Annotated in this window: 21 protein-coding genes; 9 read left to right on the forward strand and 12 right to left on the reverse strand. The window is 70.9% G+C overall.

All coding sequences use genetic code 11. The features are described from left to right. Nucleotides 1-54 precede the first annotated feature (54 nt). Both KTR66_RS04205 and xseA read right to left on the reverse strand, forming a co-directional pair. Complete coding sequence (locus tag KTR66_RS04205) at nucleotides 55-840, reverse strand: M23 family metallopeptidase (protein ID WP_213610771.1); 786 nt, start codon at nucleotides 838-840, stop codon at nucleotides 55-57. After that, the gene (gene xseA, locus KTR66_RS04210) at nucleotides 837-2,285 is read right to left on the reverse strand and encodes an exodeoxyribonuclease VII large subunit (protein WP_213610772.1); all 1,449 of its coding nucleotides are present in this window, start codon (nucleotides 2,283-2,285) and stop codon (nucleotides 837-839) included. The genes KTR66_RS04205 and xseA overlap by 4 nt, the downstream gene beginning before the upstream one ends. A gap of 47 nt (nucleotides 2,286-2,332) precedes the next feature. On the opposite strand from xseA, the gene purD reads away from it, so the two are divergent. The 4 genes from purD (at nucleotide 2,333) to KTR66_RS04230 (ending at nucleotide 7,018) form a co-directional block, all read left to right on the forward strand. Beyond that, complete coding sequence (purD, locus tag KTR66_RS04215; protein WP_213610773.1) at nucleotides 2,333-3,607, forward strand: phosphoribosylamine--glycine ligase; 1,275 nt, start codon at nucleotides 2,333-2,335, stop codon at nucleotides 3,605-3,607. A 42-nt stretch (nucleotides 3,608-3,649) separates the two neighbouring features. Then, nucleotides 3,650-4,933 carry an O-acetylhomoserine aminocarboxypropyltransferase/cysteine synthase family protein gene (locus KTR66_RS04220; RefSeq protein WP_213610774.1) on the forward strand — a complete coding sequence of 428 codons (1,284 nt, stop codon included), beginning with the start codon at nucleotides 3,650-3,652 and terminating at the stop codon, nucleotides 4,931-4,933. Beyond that, nucleotides 4,933-5,943, forward strand: a complete 1,011-nt coding sequence (gene hemB / locus KTR66_RS04225; protein ID WP_213611327.1) for a porphobilinogen synthase — start codon at nucleotides 4,933-4,935, stop codon at nucleotides 5,941-5,943. The genes KTR66_RS04220 and hemB overlap by 1 nt, the downstream gene beginning before the upstream one ends. Nucleotides 5,944-6,052: 109 nt before the next feature. Next, nucleotides 6,053-7,018 (forward strand): tripartite tricarboxylate transporter substrate binding protein, encoded by a 966-nt coding sequence (locus tag KTR66_RS04230; RefSeq protein ID WP_213610776.1) that lies wholly within the window; start codon nucleotides 6,053-6,055, stop codon nucleotides 7,016-7,018. 95 nt (nucleotides 7,019-7,113) lie between these two features. Here the strand turns inward: KTR66_RS04230 and KTR66_RS04235 are convergent, their stop codons facing one another. The 3 genes from KTR66_RS04235 to KTR66_RS04245 are packed head-to-tail and all read right to left on the reverse strand — an operon-like array spanning nucleotide 7,114 to nucleotide 10,450. Next, the gene (locus tag KTR66_RS04235; RefSeq protein WP_213610778.1) at nucleotides 7,114-8,391 is read right to left on the reverse strand and encodes a tetratricopeptide repeat protein; all 1,278 of its coding nucleotides are present in this window, start codon (nucleotides 8,389-8,391) and stop codon (nucleotides 7,114-7,116) included. After that, a complete protein-coding gene (locus KTR66_RS04240) occupies nucleotides 8,388-9,242 on the reverse strand; it encodes an alpha/beta fold hydrolase (protein WP_213610780.1) in 855 nt (284 codons plus the stop codon). The genes KTR66_RS04235 and KTR66_RS04240 overlap by 4 nt, the downstream gene beginning before the upstream one ends. A gap of 2 nt (nucleotides 9,243-9,244) precedes the next feature. Continuing rightward, nucleotides 9,245-10,450: a CaiB/BaiF CoA-transferase family protein gene (locus KTR66_RS04245; protein WP_213610782.1), complete on the reverse strand. Its 1,206-nt coding sequence runs from the start codon at nucleotides 10,448-10,450 to the stop codon at nucleotides 9,245-9,247. A 100-nt stretch (nucleotides 10,451-10,550) separates the two neighbouring features. Between KTR66_RS04245 and KTR66_RS04250 the strand changes: the two genes are divergently transcribed. The 4 genes from KTR66_RS04250 (at nucleotide 10,551) to KTR66_RS04265 (ending at nucleotide 14,315) form a co-directional block, all read left to right on the forward strand. Then, nucleotides 10,551-11,102 (forward strand): alpha/beta family hydrolase, encoded by a 552-nt coding sequence (locus KTR66_RS04250; protein ID WP_213610784.1) that lies wholly within the window; start codon nucleotides 10,551-10,553, stop codon nucleotides 11,100-11,102. A 269-nt stretch (nucleotides 11,103-11,371) separates the two neighbouring features. Beyond that, nucleotides 11,372-12,883, forward strand: coding sequence for an aldehyde dehydrogenase family protein (locus tag KTR66_RS04255; RefSeq protein ID WP_213610786.1), 1,512 nt, complete (start codon nucleotides 11,372-11,374; stop codon nucleotides 12,881-12,883). Next, nucleotides 12,880-13,452 carry a hypothetical protein gene (locus tag KTR66_RS04260; RefSeq protein ID WP_213610788.1) on the forward strand — a complete coding sequence of 191 codons (573 nt, stop codon included), beginning with the start codon at nucleotides 12,880-12,882 and terminating at the stop codon, nucleotides 13,450-13,452. Before KTR66_RS04255 ends, KTR66_RS04260 begins: the two co-directional genes overlap by 4 nt. A gap of 23 nt (nucleotides 13,453-13,475) precedes the next feature. After that, nucleotides 13,476-14,315, forward strand: coding sequence for a glycosyltransferase family 2 protein (locus tag KTR66_RS04265; RefSeq protein ID WP_213610791.1), 840 nt, complete (start codon nucleotides 13,476-13,478; stop codon nucleotides 14,313-14,315). Nucleotides 14,316-14,324: 9 nt separating this feature from the next. On the opposite strand, the gene KTR66_RS04270 is transcribed toward KTR66_RS04265, so the two are convergent. The 3 genes from KTR66_RS04270 to KTR66_RS04280 are packed head-to-tail and all read right to left on the reverse strand — an operon-like array spanning nucleotide 14,325 to nucleotide 15,657. Continuing rightward, entirely contained in the window at nucleotides 14,325-14,675 is a 351-nt protein-coding gene (locus KTR66_RS04270) for a DUF1428 domain-containing protein (protein WP_213610793.1), read from the reverse strand. 38 nt (nucleotides 14,676-14,713) lie between these two features. Continuing rightward, a complete protein-coding gene (locus KTR66_RS04275) occupies nucleotides 14,714-15,139 on the reverse strand; it encodes an SRPBCC family protein (RefSeq protein WP_213610795.1) in 426 nt (141 codons plus the stop codon). A gap of 32 nt (nucleotides 15,140-15,171) precedes the next feature. Then, nucleotides 15,172-15,657 (reverse strand): VOC family protein, encoded by a 486-nt coding sequence (locus KTR66_RS04280; RefSeq protein ID WP_213610797.1) that lies wholly within the window; start codon nucleotides 15,655-15,657, stop codon nucleotides 15,172-15,174. 146 nt (nucleotides 15,658-15,803) lie between these two features. Between KTR66_RS04280 and KTR66_RS04285 the strand changes: the two genes are divergently transcribed. Then, nucleotides 15,804-16,274, forward strand: a complete 471-nt coding sequence (locus KTR66_RS04285; protein WP_213610799.1) for a MarR family winged helix-turn-helix transcriptional regulator — start codon at nucleotides 15,804-15,806, stop codon at nucleotides 16,272-16,274. Nucleotides 16,275-16,286: 12 nt separating this feature from the next. Here the strand turns inward: KTR66_RS04285 and KTR66_RS04290 are convergent, their stop codons facing one another. From KTR66_RS04290 to KTR66_RS04305, 4 genes are read right to left on the reverse strand one after another with little or no spacing between them, the layout of a single operon-like run. Then, nucleotides 16,287-16,637, reverse strand: a complete 351-nt coding sequence (locus tag KTR66_RS04290) for a CrcB family protein (protein WP_213610801.1) — start codon at nucleotides 16,635-16,637, stop codon at nucleotides 16,287-16,289. Beyond that, on the reverse strand, nucleotides 16,634-17,968 hold the full coding sequence (locus KTR66_RS04295) for a replication-associated recombination protein A (RefSeq protein ID WP_213610803.1): 1,335 nt from the start codon (nucleotides 17,966-17,968) through the stop codon (nucleotides 16,634-16,636). The genes KTR66_RS04290 and KTR66_RS04295 overlap by 4 nt, the downstream gene beginning before the upstream one ends. A 9-nt stretch (nucleotides 17,969-17,977) precedes the next feature. Beyond that, nucleotides 17,978-18,334 (reverse strand): MmcQ/YjbR family DNA-binding protein, encoded by a 357-nt coding sequence (locus KTR66_RS04300; protein ID WP_213610805.1) that lies wholly within the window; start codon nucleotides 18,332-18,334, stop codon nucleotides 17,978-17,980. Continuing rightward, entirely contained in the window at nucleotides 18,331-19,449 is a 1,119-nt protein-coding gene (locus KTR66_RS04305) for an Mrp/NBP35 family ATP-binding protein (protein ID WP_213610807.1), read from the reverse strand. The genes KTR66_RS04300 and KTR66_RS04305 overlap by 4 nt, the downstream gene beginning before the upstream one ends. Nucleotides 19,450-19,490 lie beyond the last annotated feature (41 nt).

The following is a 19,490-nucleotide window of genomic DNA, read 5'->3' on the forward strand; positions in this document are numbered from 1 at the left end:
GCTGAACGGATGGGGAGCGCTTAGAGATAAAATCTTCGTCACGCAATCGAAAAATTAAGCGGGCAGCAGCGGCTGCGGATCAAGCCAGACGCGATACCAGCTCAGGCTGAAATGCAGATGTGGCCCGGTGACCCGCCCCGTCGCCCCCATCGCGCCGATGCGGCTTCCCTGGCTCACTTCCTCACCCTCGCGCACCTCGATGGCAGAAAGATGGGCGTAGAGCGTGTTCACCCCATGCCCGTGGTCGAGCACGATGAGCTTGCCGAAGAAGTGGAAATCCGCCGCCAGCGTGACCTTGCCCGATTGGGCGGCCAGGATGGGCGTGCCGACCGGCCCGGCCACATCGAGCCCGTAATGCGGCTGGCGCGGCTGGCCGTTCAGCACGCGCTGGCTGCCGAAGACGCCGCTGATCCGCCCCCGCGCCGGCCAGGCCAGGCCGCCGGCGAAATCCGTGCGCGCCGAATCTACACCGCGCACCGCCGCCAACCGCTCGCGCTCCACGCGGATGCGCTCGAGTGCCGCCGCATCGGGCGTCACCTGCGCGGGCGGCAGGCCCGTGATGTGCTGCACATCCCATTCACGCCGCGCCACCGCGATGGAACGCGCCGCGCCGTTCACGGTGAGCGTGGCGCTCGGCCCATGATCCCGCCCGAAGCCCAGCGCGAAGAAACCCTGCGGCGAAACACGCACCGCCTGCCCATCCAGCGCGAGCCGCTGGCCCTGTGCCCCCTGCCCGATCAGCAGCGCGCCCTGCTGGGGCGTGCCGCGCCACTCGACCGCCCGCGCCGGCCCCGCGCCCAGGATCAGGGCCGGAAGGGCAAGGGCGGCGCGGCGCTTCACAGCAGGCTGCCCTGGGTGGGTTTGGGCGGTGCCTTTGGCTTGCCGCCCGCGGCCGTGGCCTTCACCGCGCCGTCCTGGAAGGTGATGGTCAGCGCCGCCCCGGGCGCCACCTGCGCCGCCTGGGTGAGGGCCGCGCCATCCGCCCCCTGCACCAGCGCGAAGCCGCGCGCCAGCACCGCGTTGTAGCTCACCGCCTCCAGCCGCGCGGCGAGGCCCTCGACCCGCGCGCGATTCTCGCGGATCAGCGCCTGGACCGGCACGGGCGAGAGCCGCGTCAGGGCCGGCGCCGCCTGCCGCTTCGCCTGCCCACGCGCCCAGGCCGCCTGCAGACGCTGGTCGAGCGCACAGAGCGCATGCCGCCCCGCCGCGATCGCCTCGCGCGGGTGGCGCAGCCCCGCGCCGAGCCGCGTGACCTCCGCCCGCTTGGCCGCGACGAAGCCCGGCAGGGCAGCGCGCAGCCGCTCGCCCCGGTCATCCAGGCGCTGGCGCAGCTGGTTCACCATCGCCGGCAGGTCGGGCAGGCCGGCCTCGGCGCGCGTCAGGTGAAGCCGTGCCTCGCGCAGCCGGGCGGTGACCTGGTTGTCGAGGCGCGCGCCGCGCTGCGCCAGGTCGGCCGCCAATTCGAGGCGCGCGGGCACCGCCATCTCGGCCGCGGCCGTCGGCGTCGGCGCGCGGCGGTCGCTCGCGAAATCGATGAGGGTCGTATCCGTCTCATGGCCCACGGCGGAGATGAGCGGGATGGTCGAGGCGGCGGCGGCGCGCACCACCACCTCCTCGTTGAAGGCCATGAGGTCCTCGAGCGAGCCGCCCCCGCGCGCCACGATCACGACATCCGGGCGCGGCACGGGCCCGCCCTCGGGCAGTTCGGAAAAGCCGCGGATGGCGGCGGCGATCTTCTCGGCCGCCCCCTCCCCCTGCACAGGCACCGGCCAGAGGAGGACATGGCGCGGAAAGCGGCGGGCGAGCGTGGTCCGGATATCCTGGATCACCGCGCCCTGCGGGCTTGTGACCACGCCGATCACACGCGGGAGCAACGGCAGCTTCCGCTTGCGCTCGGCCTCGAAGAGGCCTTCCTTCAGCAGCGCCGCCCGCAGCGCCTCGATCCGCGCCAGCATGGCGCCCGCGCCGGCATATTCCAGCTTCTCGATGACGAGCTGGTATTTCGAGCGATCCGCATAGGTGGAGAGGCGGCCGGTGGCGATCACCTCCATCCCGTTCTCGGGGCGCAGGCCCACGCGCGCGACGGCGCTCTTCCAGATCACCGCCTCGATCTTGGCGGCCTCTTCCTTGAGCGAGAGATAGATATGGCCCGAGGCATAGGGCTTGACCTCGGTCAGCTCGCCGCGGACCCGCACGCGCGAGAAGGCGCCTTCCAGGGTGCGCTTGATGGCCCCCGCCAACTCGCCCACACCGTATTCGGGAACATTGGCGCCGATTCCGTCCATGTCCGACTTATAGGGGTGGAATTGGGCTTTGCGGAGGCGGTGTTGCAATGAAGGTTCTGGTTGTCGGCGGCGGTGGCCGTGAGCATGCACTCTGCTGGGCCATCGCGGCCTCCCCCCTGCTGACCAGGCTCTGGTGCGCGCCGGGCAATCCGGGCATCGCGGAAGTGGCGGAATGCGTGGGAATCGGCGCGGAAGACGTGGGTGGCCTGGTCGCCTTCGCCCGCGCCGAGACGGTGGATCTGGTGGTGGTGGGGCCCGAGGCGCCGCTGACGCTGGGCCTCGCCGATGCCTGCCGGGATGCCGGCATCGCCTGCTTCGGCCCGAGCGGCGCGGCAGCGCGACTCGAAGGCAGCAAAAGCTTCTTCAAGGAGATCGCGAACGCCGCAGGCAGCCCCACCGCCGCCCATGGCCGCTTCGCCGAGGCCGAGGCCGCCCGTGCCTATATCCGCAAACAAGGTGCCCCCATCGTGGTCAAGGCCGATGGCCTCGCCGCCGGCAAGGGCGTGGTGGTGGCGACCTCGGTCGCCGAGGCCGAGCAGGCCGTGACCGAGATGATGGAGGGCGGCATCCACGGCGAGGCCGGCCGCGTCGTCGTCATCGAGGAATGCCTGATCGGGGAGGAAATCAGCTTCTTCGCCCTTTGCGACGGCACCCACGCCATCCCGCTGGGTGCTGCGCAAGACCACAAGCGGGTCGGCGACGGCGATACCGGCCCCAACACCGGCGGCATGGGCGCCTATTCGCCCCCGCCCGCCTTCACCGAGGCGCTGCAGGCCCAGGTGATGGCCGAATGCATCAACCCCGTCCTGGCCGAGCTGGCGCGGCGCGGCACCCCCTTCCAGGGCGTGCTCTTCGCCGGGCTGATGCTGACGGCCGATGGCCCCAAGCTCCTCGAATTCAACGTCCGCTTCGGCGACCCGGAATGCCAGGCGCTCATGCTGCGCCTGCGCTCCGACCTGCTGCCCGCGCTGCTCGCCGCGACCCAGGGCGAATTGCGCAACTTCGACCTGCGCTGGGAGAAGCTCGCGAGCCTGCTCGTGGTGATGGCGGCCGAGGGCTATCCCGGCACGCCGCGCAAGGGCACCGAGATCCGCGGCCTGGAGGCGGCGGCCCAGGTGCCCGGCGTGCAGATCTTCCATGCCGGCACGGCGCGAGATGAGGCCGGGCGTCTCGTCGCCAATGGCGGCCGCGTGCTGGGCATCGGTGCGACCGGCGCGACCCTGGCCGAAGCCCGCGCCGCCGCCTATGCCGCCGTGGCCAAGGTGGACTGGCCCGAGGGCTTCTGCCGGCGCGACATCGGCTGGCGCGCCCTTCCAAGCTAGGCGCAGTGGTGGCACGCTCCCCTCCAATCAAGGAGGCCAGCCATGACCTACACGAACCCCGAGACCATCGCGCTCCATGGCGGCAGCCATCGCGCGGACCCGAACACCGGCTCCGTCGCGGTGCCGATCCACCAGACCACGTCCTTCCAGTTCCAGGACACCGGCCACGCCGCGCGCCTCTTCGGCCTGGCCGAGCTGGGCAACATCTACACCCGCATCATGAACCCGACCTGCGACGCGCTGGAGACGCGCGTGGCGCAACTCGAAGGCGGTGCGGCGGCACTCGCCGTCGGCTCCGGCCAGGCGGCGACCAGCTTCTGCGTGATGAATCTCTGCGAGGCCGGCGACAACATCGTCAGCAGCACCGACCTCTATGGCGGCACCTACAACCTGTTTGCCAATACGCTGAAGCAGTTCGGCATCGAGGTGCGCTTCGTGGACCCGGCCGACCCCGAGGCCTTCGCCCGCGCCACCGACAGCCGCACCCGCTGCTACTACGCCGAGACGCTCCCCAACCCGAAGCTGCAGGTCTTCCCCATCGCGGAAGTCGCCGCCATCGGCCGGCGCCTCGGCGTGCCGCTCATCATGGACAACACAGCGGCCCCCATCATCTGCAAGCCCTTCCAGCATGGCGCCGCCATCGTGATGCACTCCACCACCAAGTGGATCGGCGGCCATGGCACGAGCATCGGCGGCATCATCGTGGATGGCGGCAATTTCGACTGGGAGGCGGGGGGTGACCGCTTCCCGACGCTGAACAGGCCCGACCCCAGCTATCACGGCGCCGTCTGGTCGCAGGCGGCGAAGCCGCTCGGGCCCATCGCCTATATCCTGCGCATGCGCACCTGCCTGCTGCGCGACATCGGCGCGCCCATGGCGCCCTTCAACGCCTTCATGTTCCTCCAGGGGCTGGAGACGCTGCCGCTGCGCATGGAGCGGCATTGCAGCAATGCGATCCGCGTCGCGGCCTACCTCGCGGCGCATCCGAAGGTGGCGCGCGTGATCCATCCCTCGCTCGCCCAGGGCGAGTCGCTGAAGCGCGCGGAAGCGCATCTCAAGGGCGGCTATGGCAGCCTGCTCGGCTTCGAGCTGAAGGGGGGCAAGGAAGCGGGCCAGGCCTTCATCGAGAAGCTCAAGATGTTCTACCACGTCGCCAATATCGGCGACGCCCGCAGCCTCGCCATCCACCCCGCCACCACCACCCACAGCCAGCTGAACGAGGCCGAGCAGGCGGCGAGTGGCGTCACGCCCGGCTATATCCGCCTCTCCATCGGCATCGAGCATATCGACGACATCATCGCCGATCTCGAACAGGCCCTGGCGTGATGCACTACGCCGGCTCCTTCCCCACCACCCGCATGCGGCGCAACCGGCAGGATGCCTGGACGCGTGCCCTCGTCGCCGAGAACGCGCTGCATGTGAGCGACCTGATCTGGCCGATCTTCCTCACCGAGGGCCAGGGCCAGCGCGTCGAGGTCCCCTCCATGCCCGGCGTCTTCCGCGTCAGCACGGACATGGTGGCCGATCACGTGGCCGAAGCGGCCGCACTCGGCATCCCGGCCGTGGCGCTCTTCCCCTACACGCCCATGGAATCGCGCGACGAGGACGGCAGCGAGGCGCTGGACCCCGACAACCTCACCTGCCGCGCCGCTCGCGCGCTGAAGGCCGCGCATCCCAATGTCGGCATCATCGGCGACATTGCGCTCGACACCTACACGCTGCACGCCCATGACGGCGTGGTCCGCAATGGCGAGGTGCACAACGAGGAAACCGTCGAGGCCCTCGTCACCATGTCCCTCAACTATGCCAAGGCCGGCGTGGACGTGGTCGCCCCGTCCGACATGATGGATGGCCGCATCGGCACCATCCGCCGCGCGCTGGACGCCGAAGGGCTGATCCACACGCGGATCATGTCCTATGCGGCGAAATACGCTTCGGGCTTCTACGCGCCCTTCCGCGACGCCATCGGCTCCCTCACCGGGCCCGACCGCGCCGGCCCAAAGGACAAGAAGACCTACCAGATGGACCCCGCCAACACGGATGAGGCGCTGCGCGAAGTGGCGCTCGACCTCGCCGAGGGGGCGGACATGGTGATGGTGAAGCCCGGCCTGCCCTATCTCGACGTGGTGCACCGCGTCCGCAAGGAGTTCGGCGCACCGACCTTCGTCTACCAGGTGAGCGGCGAGTACTCGATGCTGATGGCCGCCATCGAACGCGGCTGGCTCGACCATGACCGCGCGATGATGGAAAGCCTGATGTGCTTCAAGCGGGCGGGCGCCAATGGGATCCTGACCTATTTCGCGGTGCAGGCGGCCAAGATCATCAAGGCCGGATAACACAAGAGGGCCTCCGGCGGCTGGGGCCATTGGCCCCGGACCCCGAAACAGAGGCTTCCCCCGACGGAGGCGCGCTGCCATCCTCCGGAGACATAAACCGGGGGAAACCATGCCGTCACGTCGCCAGCTCCTCGCCGCGGGCCTCGCCCTGCTGCCCGCGCCCGCCCTCGCCCAGGCCTGGCGCCCCACGCGGCCCATCCGCCTGATCGTCCCCTTCGCCCCCGGCGGCTCCAACGACATCGTGGGCCGCATCGTGGGCGAAGCCGCAGGCAACCTCCTGGGCCAGCCCGTCGTCATCGAGAACCGCGCGGGCGCGGGCAGCGTCATCGGCGCCGAAGCCGCCGCCCGCGCCGCCCCCGATGGGCTGACGCTCCTGATCAACTCCTCGCTGCCCACAGTGCCGGCCATCGTGGCCCGCGTGCCCTACAACACGCTGGAGGACTTCACCGGCATCGCGGTCGCCGGCTTCTCGCCCTACGTCCTCGTCGTGAACCCGCAGGTGCCGGCGCGCACCGCGCAGGAGCTGGTGGCGCTGATGCGCGCCACGCCGCAGAACTATCACATCGCCGCCACCGGCAATGGCAGCGGCGTGCATGTGGCGGCCGAACTCTTCCGCTCCGTCGCCCGCGTGGAATCCGATGTGGTGCACTATCGCGGCGGCGGGCCCTCCGTTGCCGCCCTCGTCTCGGGCGAGGTGAAGGTGGGCCTCCCCACCATGGCCTCCTCGATCGGCCAGGTCCGGGGCGGCGCCCTGCGCGCCCTCGCGGTGCTGGCCGAGCAGCGCACTCCCGTCCTGCCCGACGTACCCACCACCGCCCAGGCCGGCCTTCCCGGCGTGGTGCTGGAGGAATACTTCCCGATCGTCGCGCCAGCGCAGACGCCGCCGCAGATCGTGGCCGCCCTGAGCGAGGCCTTCCGCGCCGCCGTGCAGCAGACGGCCCCGCGCCTCGCGGAGCTCGCCGGCGTCACGCCCCGCGCGGGCTACGATACGCCAGCGCAGGTGATGGGGCTGGTGCGCGCCAGCATCACCCAGCAGACGGCGATCCTGCGCGCGGCGGGCGTGCAGGCGGAATAGGGCCTGATCGCCTTTGGTGGGCTCGCCAAAGGCGCAAGTCAGCCTCTCGGCAAAGCCTGACGCGTGATCAAGCGGTGTTGGTCACGCTTCAGCGCTCAACCCGCGTCAAGCCGCGCCAGCCTCTCACGCAGGCGCGGCACCGCCGCGATCACCGGTCGCGCCTCGGCCAAGGCGACCCGCGCCTCCTCCACGCGCCCCAGCGCACGCAGCGCCAGGACACGACCGAGCTGCGCCTCCCCCCAGAGCGGGGCATGGCCGACCGCCGCGTCGAAGGCGGCGAGTGCGGCGGCCGGCTGGCGCTCCCCCAGCAGGACATCGCCCAGCAGCGTATGCGCCGAGGCGTTCTTCGGATCCTCGGCGATCGCGCGGCGCGCCAGCGGCAAAGCCTCCCGCGTGCGGCCAAGCGCCAGCAGGGCATAGCCCAGCTCCACCTTGCCCTGGGCATCCACCTGGTTGTCGCGCACCACGGGCTGCAGCAGCTCCACCGCCGCCTGGTTCTCGCCCCGGTCGCGCAGCACCTGCGCGCGGCCGACGCGCGGGAAAGCGACACCCGGCATGGCGCGCTGCGCCGCCTCGAAGGCCGCCATCGCCTCGTCCAGCCGGCCCAGTTCGCGCAGCGCCCGGCCGCGCGCGTAGAGCGCCGGCGGGTAATTGGGGAAGTCGCGCAGCTGCGCCTCGCTCACCGCCAGCGCCGCCTCCGCCTCGCCCGTGCGCGCCAGCGACCGGCCGAGGAGGAGCTGCACCGTGCGCATCAGTTCCCGGTCAGCGGCGGAGACCTGCATCATCTCTTCCAGCGTCCCGCGCATCTCCCGCTCGCTCGGCGCCTCGCTCGAGAGCCACCACGCGTAGAGCACCGGCTGCACCACCCGCCAGACCTGGGGCGCGCCCGCGCGGATCAGCGCATCGGGATGTGCCGCCGCGACATCGGCGATCACCCCCTGGCCGGAAAGACGAAGCCGCAGGCGCAGCATATCGCCATCCACCGTCACCTCGCCCGAGACGCGGCGCTCGGCGATGCCCAGCATGTTGCGCAGCGTGCTGGCAAGGGAGCGCAGGGAAAGTCCGGTCAGCGGGACCGTGAAGTCGGGGTGGGTGCCGCCGACATCGGCGCCGGTGCGCCGGCGCGGCTCGCCGCCCACACTGTCCTGCAGCTGCGCCAGCGCATCGGTCAGCCGCAACGCCACCACATCGGGCGTGAGGCCAAGTTCGACCAGGCGCGGCGGCACGGCGATGGGCTGCACCTCCACGCCGTCGCGCTGCAGCTCATCCAACAGGATCACGAGGAGGATGGCGGCGCCCACCAGCGGCACCAGCTTGGGGAGCAGGCCCAGCACGCCGCCCCAGAAGCCGGTCCGGGGCGGCGCGTCGCTCATCCGGCCAGGAAGCCGGCCACCAGCGCCACCTGCGCCGGCTCCATCAGCGCCGGCGCATGGCCGCAGCGGGGAATGGTGGCCACCTGCACACCCGGGCTCTCGCCCATGCGCTGCGCCGTCTCGCGCAGCAGCAAATCCGACCGCTCGCCGCGCAGCACAAGCACGGGGCGGCTCGCCACCGCGGGCCAGAGCGGCCAGAGGTCCACGTCGGTCAGTTCGCCCTGCATGGGCTCCATGATGGCGGGGTCATAGTGCAGCGCCACCTGCCCATCGGGCCGCATGCGCGCGCTGTAATGCGCGAGATGCGCCCATTCGTCGTCGGAGAGCGGGCCGAAGGGCGCGTGCACCTGGCGCAGATAGGCCTCCAGCCCCGCGATATCGGCGAAGACGCGTGGCTCGCTCAGATAGGTGCGGATACGCTCCAGCGCGGCCACCGGCACGAAGGGACCGATGTCGTTGATGACGAAGCGCCGCATGTTCAGCCCCGGCGTCGCGCAGACCCCCATGCCGATCAGCCCCCCCATCGAGGTGCCGACCCAGTCGAACTCACCGAGCGTCGTCAGCAGCGGCATCATCGCCGCGATGTAGTTCGGCACGGCATAGAACCGTCCCTCGGGAAGCCAGCCCGAGAGCCCACGCCCCGGCACATCCAGGCAGATGACGCGCCGCCCCTGCCCTGCCAGATGCCGCGCCAGCACGTCGAAGTCGCGCGCATTGCGCGTCAGCCCATGCACGCAGACCACGGGCCGGCCGGCGGCCGGGCCCCATTCCACCCAGCGCAGCGGCACGGTGCGGCTCGCCGGCGTTCCCTCGAAGGGGCCGCTGACGGCACCGAAGCGGGGCCGCTCCATCCTCAGACGATCCCCTTCTCGCGCAGTGCGGCGATCTCGGCGGCACTCATGCCGAGCAGCCCGCCGAGCACGCTCTCGCTGTGCTCGCCCAGCACCGGCGGCGGCGAACGATAATCGGGGGGCGTGGCGGAGAGCTTCACGGGGTTGGCGATCACCTGGATCTCCTTCCCCGTCGCGTGCTGCATGGTTACAACCATGTCGCGCGCCTGCACATGCGGGTCGGCGAAGACATCCTTCAGCGTGTTGATCGGCCCGCAGCCGATCTTCAGCGCCTCCAGCGCCTCCACCCATTCGCTCGTCGTCTTGGACTTCATGACGGGCGTCAGGGTCTGGGTCACCAGGTCCCGGTTCGCGACGCGCTTCGGGTTGGTGGCGAAGCGCTCATCGGCCAGCAGGTGCTCGCAGCCGAAATTCCTGCAGAAGCGCTCGAAGGTCGGGTCATTGCCGACGGCGAGGATGAGGTAGCCATCCTTGGTCGGGAATTCCTGATAGGGGCTGATGTTCGGGTGCTGGTTGCCCAGGCGCGGCGGGTTCTCGCCCGTGGCCAGATAATTCATGCCCTGGTTGGCGAGCCAGGCCACATGCGTGTCCAGCATGCCGATGTCGATATGCTGCCCCTCGCCCGTGGCGTGGCGATGATTCACGGCCGCCAGGATGCCGATGCAGCCATAGAGGCCGGCAAACAGGTCAGCGACCGGCACGCCCGCCTTCTGCGGCGAGCCGCCGGGCTCGCCCGTCAGCGACATGATGCCGCCCATCGCCTGGATCAGCGCGTCATAGCCCGGGCGCGGCGCATAGGGGCCGGTCTGGCCGAAGCCGGTGATCGAGCAATAGATCAGGCGGGGGTACTTCGCCTTCAGCTGCTCATAACCCAGGCCATACTTGGCCAGCGCGCCGACCTTGAAGTTCTCGGCCAGGATGTCGCAATGCTCCAGCAGCTTGTGCACCAGCGCCTGGCCCTCGGGCTTGGCGATGTCCACCGTGACGGACTGCTTGTTGCGGTTCACGCCGAGGAAATAGGCGCTCTCCTTCGTCTCGGGCCAGAAGGGCGGCGCGAAGCCGCGCGTGTCGTCGCCGCTGTCGGGCTTTTCAATCTTGATGATCTCGGCGCCGAGGTCGCCCAGCATCTGCGTGCAGGTGGGCCCGGCAAGAACGCGGGTGAGGTCGAGAACGCGAAGGCCCTTCAGGGGCCCGGAAGGCTGGGACATGTGTTCGCTCCGTGCTCCGATCGTGATTATGCGCCGCAGCGCGGCCGGGCAAGACGGGGCGCCTTGCGGCATGACGCGCGCGGCGTAGATTCCCCGGGCGATGCTGGGACCGGTCATTCAACTCGATGGCGATTCATGCACCCCGGAGACGAGCATCGGGCATGCGCTGCGGCCGAGACTGGAAGCGCATGCCAGCGGCTGGACCAGCCAGCTGGAGCTTCTGCGCGCCGCGGGCGCCGAGCAGCTGAACCGCAACATCGCGCGCCGTGTCGCCATGCTGGAGCGCGCCGTCTCCACCGCGGAGGGAAGCATCGTCATCGCCCGCTCCTCCGGCGCGCGTGTCGCAACGCTGCTCGCCGCGCGCCGCCCGCTGCGGGCCGTCATCTGCCTGGGCTATCCCTTCCGCAAGCCCGGGCACCCGCCGGAGGCGGAGCGCACCGCCCACCTGGCCCAGCTGCCGACGCCGACGCTCATCCTGCAAGGCGTGCGGGACTCCTATGGCGGGCGGGACATTCTGCAGACCTACCCACTTTCACCCGCCATCAGGGTCGAGTTCGTGGAGGCCTGCCACAGGTTCCGCATCCCCGAAGAGCTCTGGGATGCGATCGCCGCGCGCATCCTGCGCTTCTGCGCCGCCCTGCCGCCTGCCTGAGCCGCGGTCGTCCCCGGCGCGGCCCCTGCCAGGGCGTCGCGCGCTCGCCCCACCCCGCGCGGCGAGCTTCGCCCAGGGCTGTCGATCCTGCCGGATCAGGGCGCATCCCCAGCCGCCGCCTCGCGCGGCGTTTGCAGCTGGCCGGCACCCCTGCGGTTCAGCGCCGGCCCGATGACGCCCACAACCGGCCCGGGCTTGCTCCCTCCCCCCCATCCGGCGCATGGTCCGCCGCCAGTCGCCCAGCCGCCAGTCGCGAGAGGAACGCACCGATGCTCGACACGCCGCACCCCACCCCCGCCGCCCCCTGCCTGGACCAGCAGAAGCTGGCCACCGCCCTCTCCGGCCTGCACTTCATCGGCGGCCGCTATGTACCGGCTGTCAGCGGCAAGACCTTCCCCGTGGTGAACCCGGCCACCGGCATCCAGGTGGCGACCGCCGCCGAGGGCGACGCGGCCGATGTGGACGCGGCCGTCCGTGATGCCGCCCGCGCCCAGAAGGAATGGGCCAAGGTTCCCGCCCGCAAGCGCGGCGCCCTCGTTCACCAGTGCGCCGCCCTGCTGAAGGAGCACCAGGAGGAACTGGCGCGCCTCATCGCGCTCGAGACCGGCAAGGCGCTGCGCACCGAAAGCCGCGTCGAGGCCGGCGTGGTGGCCGATGTCTTCGAATTCTTCGGCGGCCTCGGCTCGGAGCTGAAGGGCGAGAGCGTGCCCTTCGCGCCCAACGTGCTGTCGGTCACGGTGCGCGAGCCGCTGGGCGTCGTCGGCGCGATCATCCCGTGGAACGTGCCGATGCTGCTGATGGCGCTGAAGGTGGCGCCCGCACTGGTGGCCGGCAACACGGTCGTCGTGAAGTCGGCCGAGGAGGCGCCGCTCGCCGTGCTGCGCATCTGCGAGCTGATGAACCGCGTGCTGCCGCCCGGCTGCTTCAACATGGTGAGCGGCATGGGCCCGGAATGCGGCGCGCCGCTGGTCGAGCACCCGCTGGTGCGGAAAGTCACCTTCACCGGCTCGGTCGAGACCGGGAAGATCGTGGCCAAGGCCGCCTCGCAGAAGCTGGTGCCCGTGACGCTGGAGCTGGGCGGCAAGTCGCCCATGATCGTCTTCCAGGATTGCGACTTCGCAAAGACCGTCTCCGGCGCGCTGACCTCCATGCGCTTCACGCGCCAGGGCCAGTCCTGCACCGCCGCCAGCCGCATCTATGTCGAGCGCCCGATCTTCGACGCCTTCGTGGCCGAGATGAAGAAGGCGGTGGACGCCATGGTGATGGGCGATCCGCTGGATGAGAAGACCGATATCGGCACCATCATCAGCCAGGGCCAGTTCGAGAAGGTCCAGGCCTATATCGCCGAAGGCAAGGCGACGGCCGGCGCCACCGCGCATGAATGCAGCGCGATGCCGAGCGATCCCGCGCTGAAGAAGGGCCTCTTCCTGCGCCCGGTGATCTTCACCGGCCTCGATGGCAATTCCCGCCTGGTGAAGGAGGAGATCTTCGGCCCCGTCACCGTGATCCAGGCCTTCGACGACCCCGAGGCCGTGCTGGCCGAGGCGAATGACAGCGAATACGGCCTGGCCGCCTCGCTCTGGACCAACAACCTCAAGGTCGGCCTTGATCTGGCGCATCGCCTGGAGGCGGGCCTCGTGCAGATCAACCAGAACCTCGTGGTGCAGGCGAACCTCAGCTATGGCGGCGTGAAGTCGAGCGGCCTCGGCAAGGAGGCCTCGCTGGAGGCGATGCTCGAGCATTTCACCCACAAGAAGACCATCATGGTCAACATGGCATGAGCCTCGACCTCAGCGCCAAGACCACGGCGGAGCTGAAGGCGCTGCTGTCCAATGCGGAAGCGGTGCTGGCCGGCGCCAATACCAAGCTGCATGCCCGCGCGGAGGAATTCCGCGCGGCGGCGGAGGCGGCGCTGGCTTCGCGGCGCGTGGCGCCCCCGGGCCAGCGTGCCGAGCCCGACCCGGCGCTCGACGCCGCCGTCGCCCGCATCAAGGCCGTGGCGGCCGAGGCGCTGAAGACGTTCGACCTGACGCCCGAGACGGCCAAGGCGCGCGGCATCACCACGCCGCATGCGCTGCTGGCCTCCAACGGCGCGCCCAAGACGGGCGGCGGGGTGCGCACCAAGAAGTTCCGCCGCTGCCCCTATATCTCCTACCGGGGGCCGGGCGGCATCGCGATGCTGCAATACGCCGTGCCGCCGGGCGAAGGGGCCGAGGGCTTCTGGTCGGGCGGCCTCGTCGCCGTCGGCAGCGCAGAGAGCAAGACCGGCTTTGATGCGGCGATGGAGCCGGACGCCGCCGTGGCCGCGTTCCTCAAGGCCCTCTCCGAACTGGCGCCCGCCCGTTCGTGACGGCGGAGGCGGCATGTTCCGTCGTGATCGTCGCCTACAACTCGGCGGCGCTGCTGCCGGGCTGCCTCGCCGCCATTCCGGCGGAATGCCCCGTCATCGTGGTGGACAATGCCTCGCCGGATGACAGCGCGGATGTCGCAGCCGCCGCGCGCCCCGCGGCGCGCGTGATCCGTGCGGGGCGCAACCTGGGCTTCGGGCCCGGCGCCAATCTCGGGTTCGCCGAGGTCACCACCGAATTCGGCCTTCTCCTCAACGCCGATGCGACGCTGGAGCCCGACACCATCGCGGGCCTCGTCGCCGCCGCGCGGCGCTACCCGGAGGCCGGGCTGCTCGCGCCCGAGGTGATCGCCGAGGAAGGCCATATGCAGTTCGGCCATGACCTGCCCTTCCGCCGCCTGCGGGGGCCGGTGGTGGAGCCGGTGGGCGATGCCTGCTGCTGGTATGTCGGCGGCTCCGCCATGTTCCTGCGCATGTCGGCCTTCCGGGCGATCGGCGGCTTCGACCCGGAGATCTTCCTCTATTTCGAAGATGACGACATCTGCCTGCGCATGCGCGCGGCCGGCCATGCGCTGGTGCATGTGGCGGGCGTGCGGGTGCGGCATCTGGGCGGCGCGAGTTCCGCCCCCGCGCCGCGCCTTTCGCATTGGAAGGCCTTCCACCAGGGCTGGTCCCGCCTGCATCTGGAGGCGAAACATCGCGGCCGCGCCGCCGCCTGGCGGCTGGCGCTCGCCGAATGGCCGGGCCTGGCACTCAAGGCCACGCTGCGCCGCGGCGATGCACGGCGGGAGAAATGGCAGGGCCGCGCGGCCGGGATCATGGCCTGGATGCGCGGCCGGGCCGCCAGGGACATCCGGCTCGGCTGAGGCTGCGCCTCACGCGTCCACGATCACCTCGAAGCCGCCGAAGATCATGCGGCTGCCATCAAAGGGCATCTGGTCCATGAAGCCCGAGGCGCGCCCTTCGGCGAAGACCTTCTGCATCCCTGCGTCGCGCGTCGCCTTGTCGGGCCAGGTGATCCAGGAGAACACCACCGTCTCCTCCGGCTTGCGCAGCACGGCCGTGTGCATGGAGTTCACCTTGCCCTCCGGCACGTCATCGCCCCAGGCCTCGACGAGCGAGAGCGCGCCATGCTTGCGGAACACCACCGCCGCCTCCTCGGCATGGCGGCGATAGGCCTCCTTGCCGTCGCTCGGCACCGCCAGCACGAAACCATCCACATACATCGCTCGTCTCCCCACAGATGATGTTGCGGCCGCCGCCTTCAGCGCGCGGCCGGTTGCCCGACATGGGCCGCGAAATTGTCGAGGATCGCCTGCCAGCCCTCGCGCTGCATCTCGATGCTGTGCTGCGTCTCGGCGTCGAAGACCGTCGTGACGCGCGTGCCCTCGCCGCTTGGCGCGAAGGTGGTGCGCGCCCGGCGCCCATCGCCGAGAACGAGGGTCAGCGCGCGGCCGGGCTCCACCTCCTCATAGATGCCCTCGAAGTCGAAGCCGAAGCTGCCATCCTTCGCCTCCATGCGCGCCTTGTGGAGGCCGCCCACGCGCAAATCCACCTCGGCCGCGGGGCAGCACCAATCCGGGCTGGCGAAGTTCCAGCGCATGATGTCGGCGGGCGTGGTGAAGGCGGCCCAGGCGCGCTCGACGGGCGCGGCAACGACGGTCTCGACGGTGATCCGGGGTGCGGACATGGGGCCTCCTGTGATGGGGTTTCGTGCCGGCCTCAGCCGCGCCGCGCGGCCTCGATGGCCGCGATGTCGATCTTGCGCATGGTCATCATCGCCTCGAAGACGCGCTTGGCCGCGGGGCCGCCGGCGGCGATCGCCTCGGTGAGGACGCGCGGGGTGATCTGCCAGTTCACGCCCCAGCGGTCCTTGCACCAGCCGCAGGCGCTCTCCCTCCCGCCGTTTTCGAGGATGGCGTTCCAGTATCGGTCGGTCTCCGCCTGGTCCTCGGTCGCGATCTGGAAGGAGAAGGCCTCGCTCTGCGGGAAGACCGGGCCGCCATTGAGCCCGAGGCAGGGCAGGCCGGCCACGGTGAACTCCACCGTCAGCACGTCACCCGCTTGGCCGGAGGGATAATCGGCGGGGGCACGATGCACGGCGCCCACGCGGCTGTGGGGGAAGGTGGCGGCGTAGAAGCGCGCCGCCGCCTCTGCCTCGCGGTCGAACCACAGGCAGATGGTGTTCTTGGGGGTAGTGCCGCTCATCGGCACGCCGCGCCCGGCAGCGGCGCCGGCTCATTCCTGGCGTGGGCCGATGGGTGGCTCATGCTGTCTCTCCCCAAAAATCTCGCCTGTCTGGCGGTTTGGCTCTGGCCTTGATCCATAAATTTTGATATCAAATTACCTAGAAGATGTCAAGCTTGGAAACTCTCCCCGCCGCCACGGTGCACCACATCCGTGACACCTGCCTGTGCCTTGCGGCGCAGCGGGCCGCGCGGGCACTCGCGCGGCGCTTCGACGAGGCGCTGCGGCCCTTCGGCCTCACCAACGGCCAATTCTCCCTCCTGGTTGCATTGAACCAGGCCGAGCCGCCGCCGATCGGGCGGCTTGCGCCCTTCCTGGCGATGGATCCCTCGACGCTGACCGCCGCGGTCAAGCCGCTGGCGCGTCGGGGCTTGCTGCGCCTCATCCCCGATGCGACGGACCGGCGCTCCCGCCGCGTGCAGATCACGCCGGAGGGCGTGGCCCTGCTGCGCGAGGCGATCCCGGCCTGGCGCGCGGCGCATGCACGGCTGGATGCGGAACTTGGGCCCAGCACGGCGGAGGCGCTGCGGCGCGGCCTCGCCGAGATCCGCCCCCTCGCCGCCGATGGCGCGGCCTGAGCCAGCCGGTGCTCAGCCCCGGGCCAGCACCCAGCCCAGCGCGAAGGCGGCGAGGCCGAGCCCCAGGCTCGCCAGCACATAGAGCGCGCCCTGCCACGCCGCGCGCTCCCAGAGCAACGCCGCCTCCAGGCTGAAGGCCGAGAAGGTGGTGAAGCCGCCCAGCACGCCGGTGATCCAGAAGAGCCGCGCGGAGCCGCCAAGCCCCATCCCCGCCAGCACGCCGATCGCGCCGCTGCCCAGCACGTTCACGGCCAGCGTCCCCCAGGGGAAGGCATTGCCGAGCCAGGCCATGGCCAGCAGCGAGACGCCGTAGCGCCCCATCGAGCCGAGCGCGCCGCCCAGCGCCACCCAGAGGAAGTTCATCGCCGCCGCTTCGCCCAATGCGCGAGGCGCTCTGCGATCTCGGCCTCCGCCCCGCGCCCGGCCGGCTCATAGAAGCGGGGTCGCGCCATGCCGTCCGGGAAGTAGTTCTGGCCGGAGAAGCCTTCCTCCGCATCGTGGTCGTATTGGTAGCCGGCGCCATAGCCCAGCTCGCGCATCATCTTCGTCGGCGCGTTCAGGATATGCGCGGGCGGCGCCAGGCTCCCGGTGTCGCGCGCCGCCGCCTGCGCCGCCTTCCAGCCGGCATAGACGGCGTTGGATTTCGGCGCGGTCGCCAGATGGACGACCAATTGCGCCAGCGCGAGTTCCCCCTCTGGGGAGCCCAGCCGCTCATAGCTCTCCCAGGCGGCGATGGCCGCCGGCAGCGCGGAGGGGTCGGCGAGGCCCACATCCTCGGCCGCGAAGCGCGCGAGGCGTCGCGCGATGTAGCGCGGGTCCTCGCCGCCCAGGATCATCCGCGCGAACCAATAGAGCCCCGCATCCGGGTCGCTCCCGCGCAGCGACTTATGGAGTGCCGAGATGAGGTTGTAGTGCTCCTCGCGGTCCTTGTCGTAGAGCGCCGCGCGCTTCGCCAGCAGTTGCGAGAGCCCCGCGGGGTCCAGCGGCGTGGGGTCCGGCAGCGCCAGCAATTGCTCGGCCAGGTTCAAAAGATAGCGCCCATCGCCATCGGCCATGGCGAGCAGCACCTCGCGCGCCGCGGCATCGAGCGGCAGCGCGCGCCCCGCCTCGGCCTCGGCACGCGCCAGCAGCGCCATGAGCCCGGCTGCCTCCAGCCGCTTCAGCACCATCACCTGGCAGCGCGAGAGCAGCGCGCCGTTCAGCGCGAAGCTCGGGTTCTCGGTGGTGGCGCCGATCAGCACCACCGTGCCGTCCTCCACCACCGGGAGGAATCCATCCTGCTGCGCGCGGTTGAAGCGGTGGATCTCATCCACGAAGAGCAGCGTCCGCCGCCCCATCCGCCGCCGCTGCCGCGCCTCGTCGAAGGCGCGCTTGAGGTCGGCCACCCCCGAAAACACCGCCGAGAGCGAGGCGAAGTGCAGTTCCGCCGCTTCCGCCAGCAGCCGCGCGATGGTGGTCTTCCCCACGCCCGGCGGACCCCAGAGGATCATGGAGGCGAGGCTGCCGCGCGCCAGCATCCGCGTGATGCTGCCCTGCGGCCCCAGCAGCTGGTCCTGCCCCACCACCTCGGCCAGCGTGCGCGGGCGCAGGCGCTCGGCCAGCGGGGCGCCCTCGGCGGGCGCGCTGGGCGCCACGGGCGGGGGCGCCTCAGGCGGGCCAAACAGGTCGTCAGTGGGTTCGCGGCGGGGGGCCATGCGGCGAGACTAGACCGGTTCGCGCGTGGCGACACGGGCCGCCAGCGCGCGCGGCGCGATCAGGCTGTAGCTGCGCCGCACCAGCGCTTCCACCTCCGCCCAGTCGGGCCGCCCGGAGAGGTTCACCCCCACCCAGCCCTTGTGGCCCAGATAGGGTGGGCGGAAGAAGCGCGCGGGCGCGGCCTCGATCAGCAATTCCTGGCTGCCGCGCGGCGCCTTCACCCAGATGGCGAGCGGCCCCGCCAGCCCCACCAGGCAAAAGATCTTTTCCCGCACGCGGAAGGTCGGCGTCTCCCAGGTCTCGCGCTCCTCCGCCTCGGGAAGTGCCAGGCAGATGCGCCGCAGCCGGGCGAGGGCCGCGCTCATTCCATCACGATGCGCGGGCCGGCGGCCGTGGCCGGGGCCGAGACCTTCTCCCAGATCCGCGCGGCGATCTGGCGATAGGTCGCGGCCTCATGCGTGTCGGGGGCGGCCAGCACGATGGGCGTGCCTGCATCCGCCATCTCGCGGATGGCGAGCTTCAGCGGCAATTCGCCCAGGAACTCCGCGCCCAGCCGCTCAGCCTCGGCCCGCGCGCCGCCATGGCCGAAGATCTCGGTCCTGTGGCCGCATTCGGGGCAGCAGAAATAGGACATGTTCTCGATGAGGCCGAGCACCGGGACATTCACCTTCTCGAACATCTTGATGCCGCGCCGCGCGTCAATCAGCGCCACATCCTGCGGCGTGGAGACGATGACCGCGCCCGCCAGCGGCACCCGCTGGGACATGGTGAGCTGCGCATCGCCCGTGCCCGGCGGCATGTCCACCAGCATCACATCCAGCTCGCCCCATTCCACCTGGCCCATCATCTGTTCGAGGGCGCCCATCACCATGGGGCCGCGCCAGACCATCGCCGTCTCCTGCTCGACCAGGAAGCCGATGGACATGGCCTTCAGCCCCCAGCGCTGCAGCGGGATGATGCGCTGGCCGACGGCGCGCGGCTTCTCCTGCGTGCCCAGCATCTGCGGGAGCGAGGGGCCATAGATGTCGGCATCCAGAAGCCCCACGCGCAGCCCCTGCGCGGCCAGCGCCACGGCCAGGTTCACCGAGGTGGTGGATTTGCCCACGCCGCCCTTGCCCGAGGCGACGGCGATGATGCGCTTCACCTCCGGCAGCAGCATCTGGCCCTGGCCGGGCGGCGTCGGCCCGGGGGCAGGCCGGGTGGAGCGCGCCCCCGGCGCCTCCGGCGCCTCGCGATGCGCCGTCAGCACCACGGTGGCCGAGATCACGCCCGGCACGGCGGCGGCCGCCTTCTCGCAGGCCTGGCGCACCGGCTCCATGGCGCGCGCCCGCTCGCGCGGGACGGCGAGCGTGAACTGCACCAGGCCATCGCGCGCCGAAATCCCCTCGACCATGCCGGAACTGACCACATCCACGCCCGTCGCGGGGTCCGTCACCCGGGAGAGAGCGGCCCTGATGGCCGCGATGAGCGTGTCCGACATGATTTCTACCTTTCCTTGACCGGCGGGGCGGCACATATGCA

It is taken from the genome of Roseococcus sp. SDR (assembly GCF_019083995.1).
Lineage (GTDB): Bacteria > Pseudomonadota > Alphaproteobacteria > Acetobacterales > Acetobacteraceae > Roseococcus.

Bases quoted from the DNA above. Each gene is read 5' to 3' on its own strand.
- KTR66_RS04275 (WP_213610795.1), bottom strand. From the start codon at position 15,139: ATGTCCGCACCCCGGATCACCGTCGAGACCGTCGTTGCCGCGCCCGTC.
- KTR66_RS04290 (WP_213610801.1), bottom strand. From the start codon at position 16,637: ATGAACTTCCTCTGGGTGGCGCTGGGCGGCGCGCTCGGCTCGATGGGG.
- hemB (WP_213611327.1), top strand. From the start codon at position 4,933: ATGCACTACGCCGGCTCCTTCCCCACCACCCGCATGCGGCGCAACCGG.
- KTR66_RS04270 (WP_213610793.1), bottom strand. From the start codon at position 14,675: ATGTATGTGGATGGTTTCGTGCTGGCGGTGCCGAGCGACGGCAAGGAG.
- KTR66_RS04305 (WP_213610807.1), bottom strand. From the start codon at position 19,449: ATGTCGGACACGCTCATCGCGGCCATCAGGGCCGCTCTCTCCCGGGTG.
- KTR66_RS04245 (WP_213610782.1), bottom strand. From the start codon at position 10,450: ATGTCCCAGCCTTCCGGGCCCCTGAAGGGCCTTCGCGTTCTCGACCTC.
- KTR66_RS04220 (WP_213610774.1), top strand. From the start codon at position 3,650: ATGACCTACACGAACCCCGAGACCATCGCGCTCCATGGCGGCAGCCAT.
- KTR66_RS04255 (WP_213610786.1), top strand. From the start codon at position 11,372: ATGCTCGACACGCCGCACCCCACCCCCGCCGCCCCCTGCCTGGACCAG.
- KTR66_RS04260 (WP_213610788.1), top strand. From the start codon at position 12,880: ATGAGCCTCGACCTCAGCGCCAAGACCACGGCGGAGCTGAAGGCGCTG.
- KTR66_RS04235 (WP_213610778.1), bottom strand. From the start codon at position 8,391: ATGAGCGACGCGCCGCCCCGGACCGGCTTCTGGGGCGGCGTGCTGGGC.
- KTR66_RS04230 (WP_213610776.1), top strand. From the start codon at position 6,053: ATGCCGTCACGTCGCCAGCTCCTCGCCGCGGGCCTCGCCCTGCTGCCC.
- purD (WP_213610773.1), top strand. From the start codon at position 2,333: ATGAAGGTTCTGGTTGTCGGCGGCGGTGGCCGTGAGCATGCACTCTGC.
- KTR66_RS04250 (WP_213610784.1), top strand. From the start codon at position 10,551: ATGCTGGGACCGGTCATTCAACTCGATGGCGATTCATGCACCCCGGAG.
- xseA (WP_213610772.1), bottom strand. From the start codon at position 2,285: ATGGACGGAATCGGCGCCAATGTTCCCGAATACGGTGTGGGCGAGTTG.
- KTR66_RS04295 (WP_213610803.1), bottom strand. From the start codon at position 17,968: ATGGCCCCCCGCCGCGAACCCACTGACGACCTGTTTGGCCCGCCTGAG.
- KTR66_RS04285 (WP_213610799.1), top strand. From the start codon at position 15,804: ATGTCAAGCTTGGAAACTCTCCCCGCCGCCACGGTGCACCACATCCGT.
- KTR66_RS04300 (WP_213610805.1), bottom strand. From the start codon at position 18,334: ATGAGCGCGGCCCTCGCCCGGCTGCGGCGCATCTGCCTGGCACTTCCC.
- KTR66_RS04280 (WP_213610797.1), bottom strand. From the start codon at position 15,657: ATGAGCGGCACTACCCCCAAGAACACCATCTGCCTGTGGTTCGACCGC.
- KTR66_RS04240 (WP_213610780.1), bottom strand. From the start codon at position 9,242: ATGGAGCGGCCCCGCTTCGGTGCCGTCAGCGGCCCCTTCGAGGGAACG.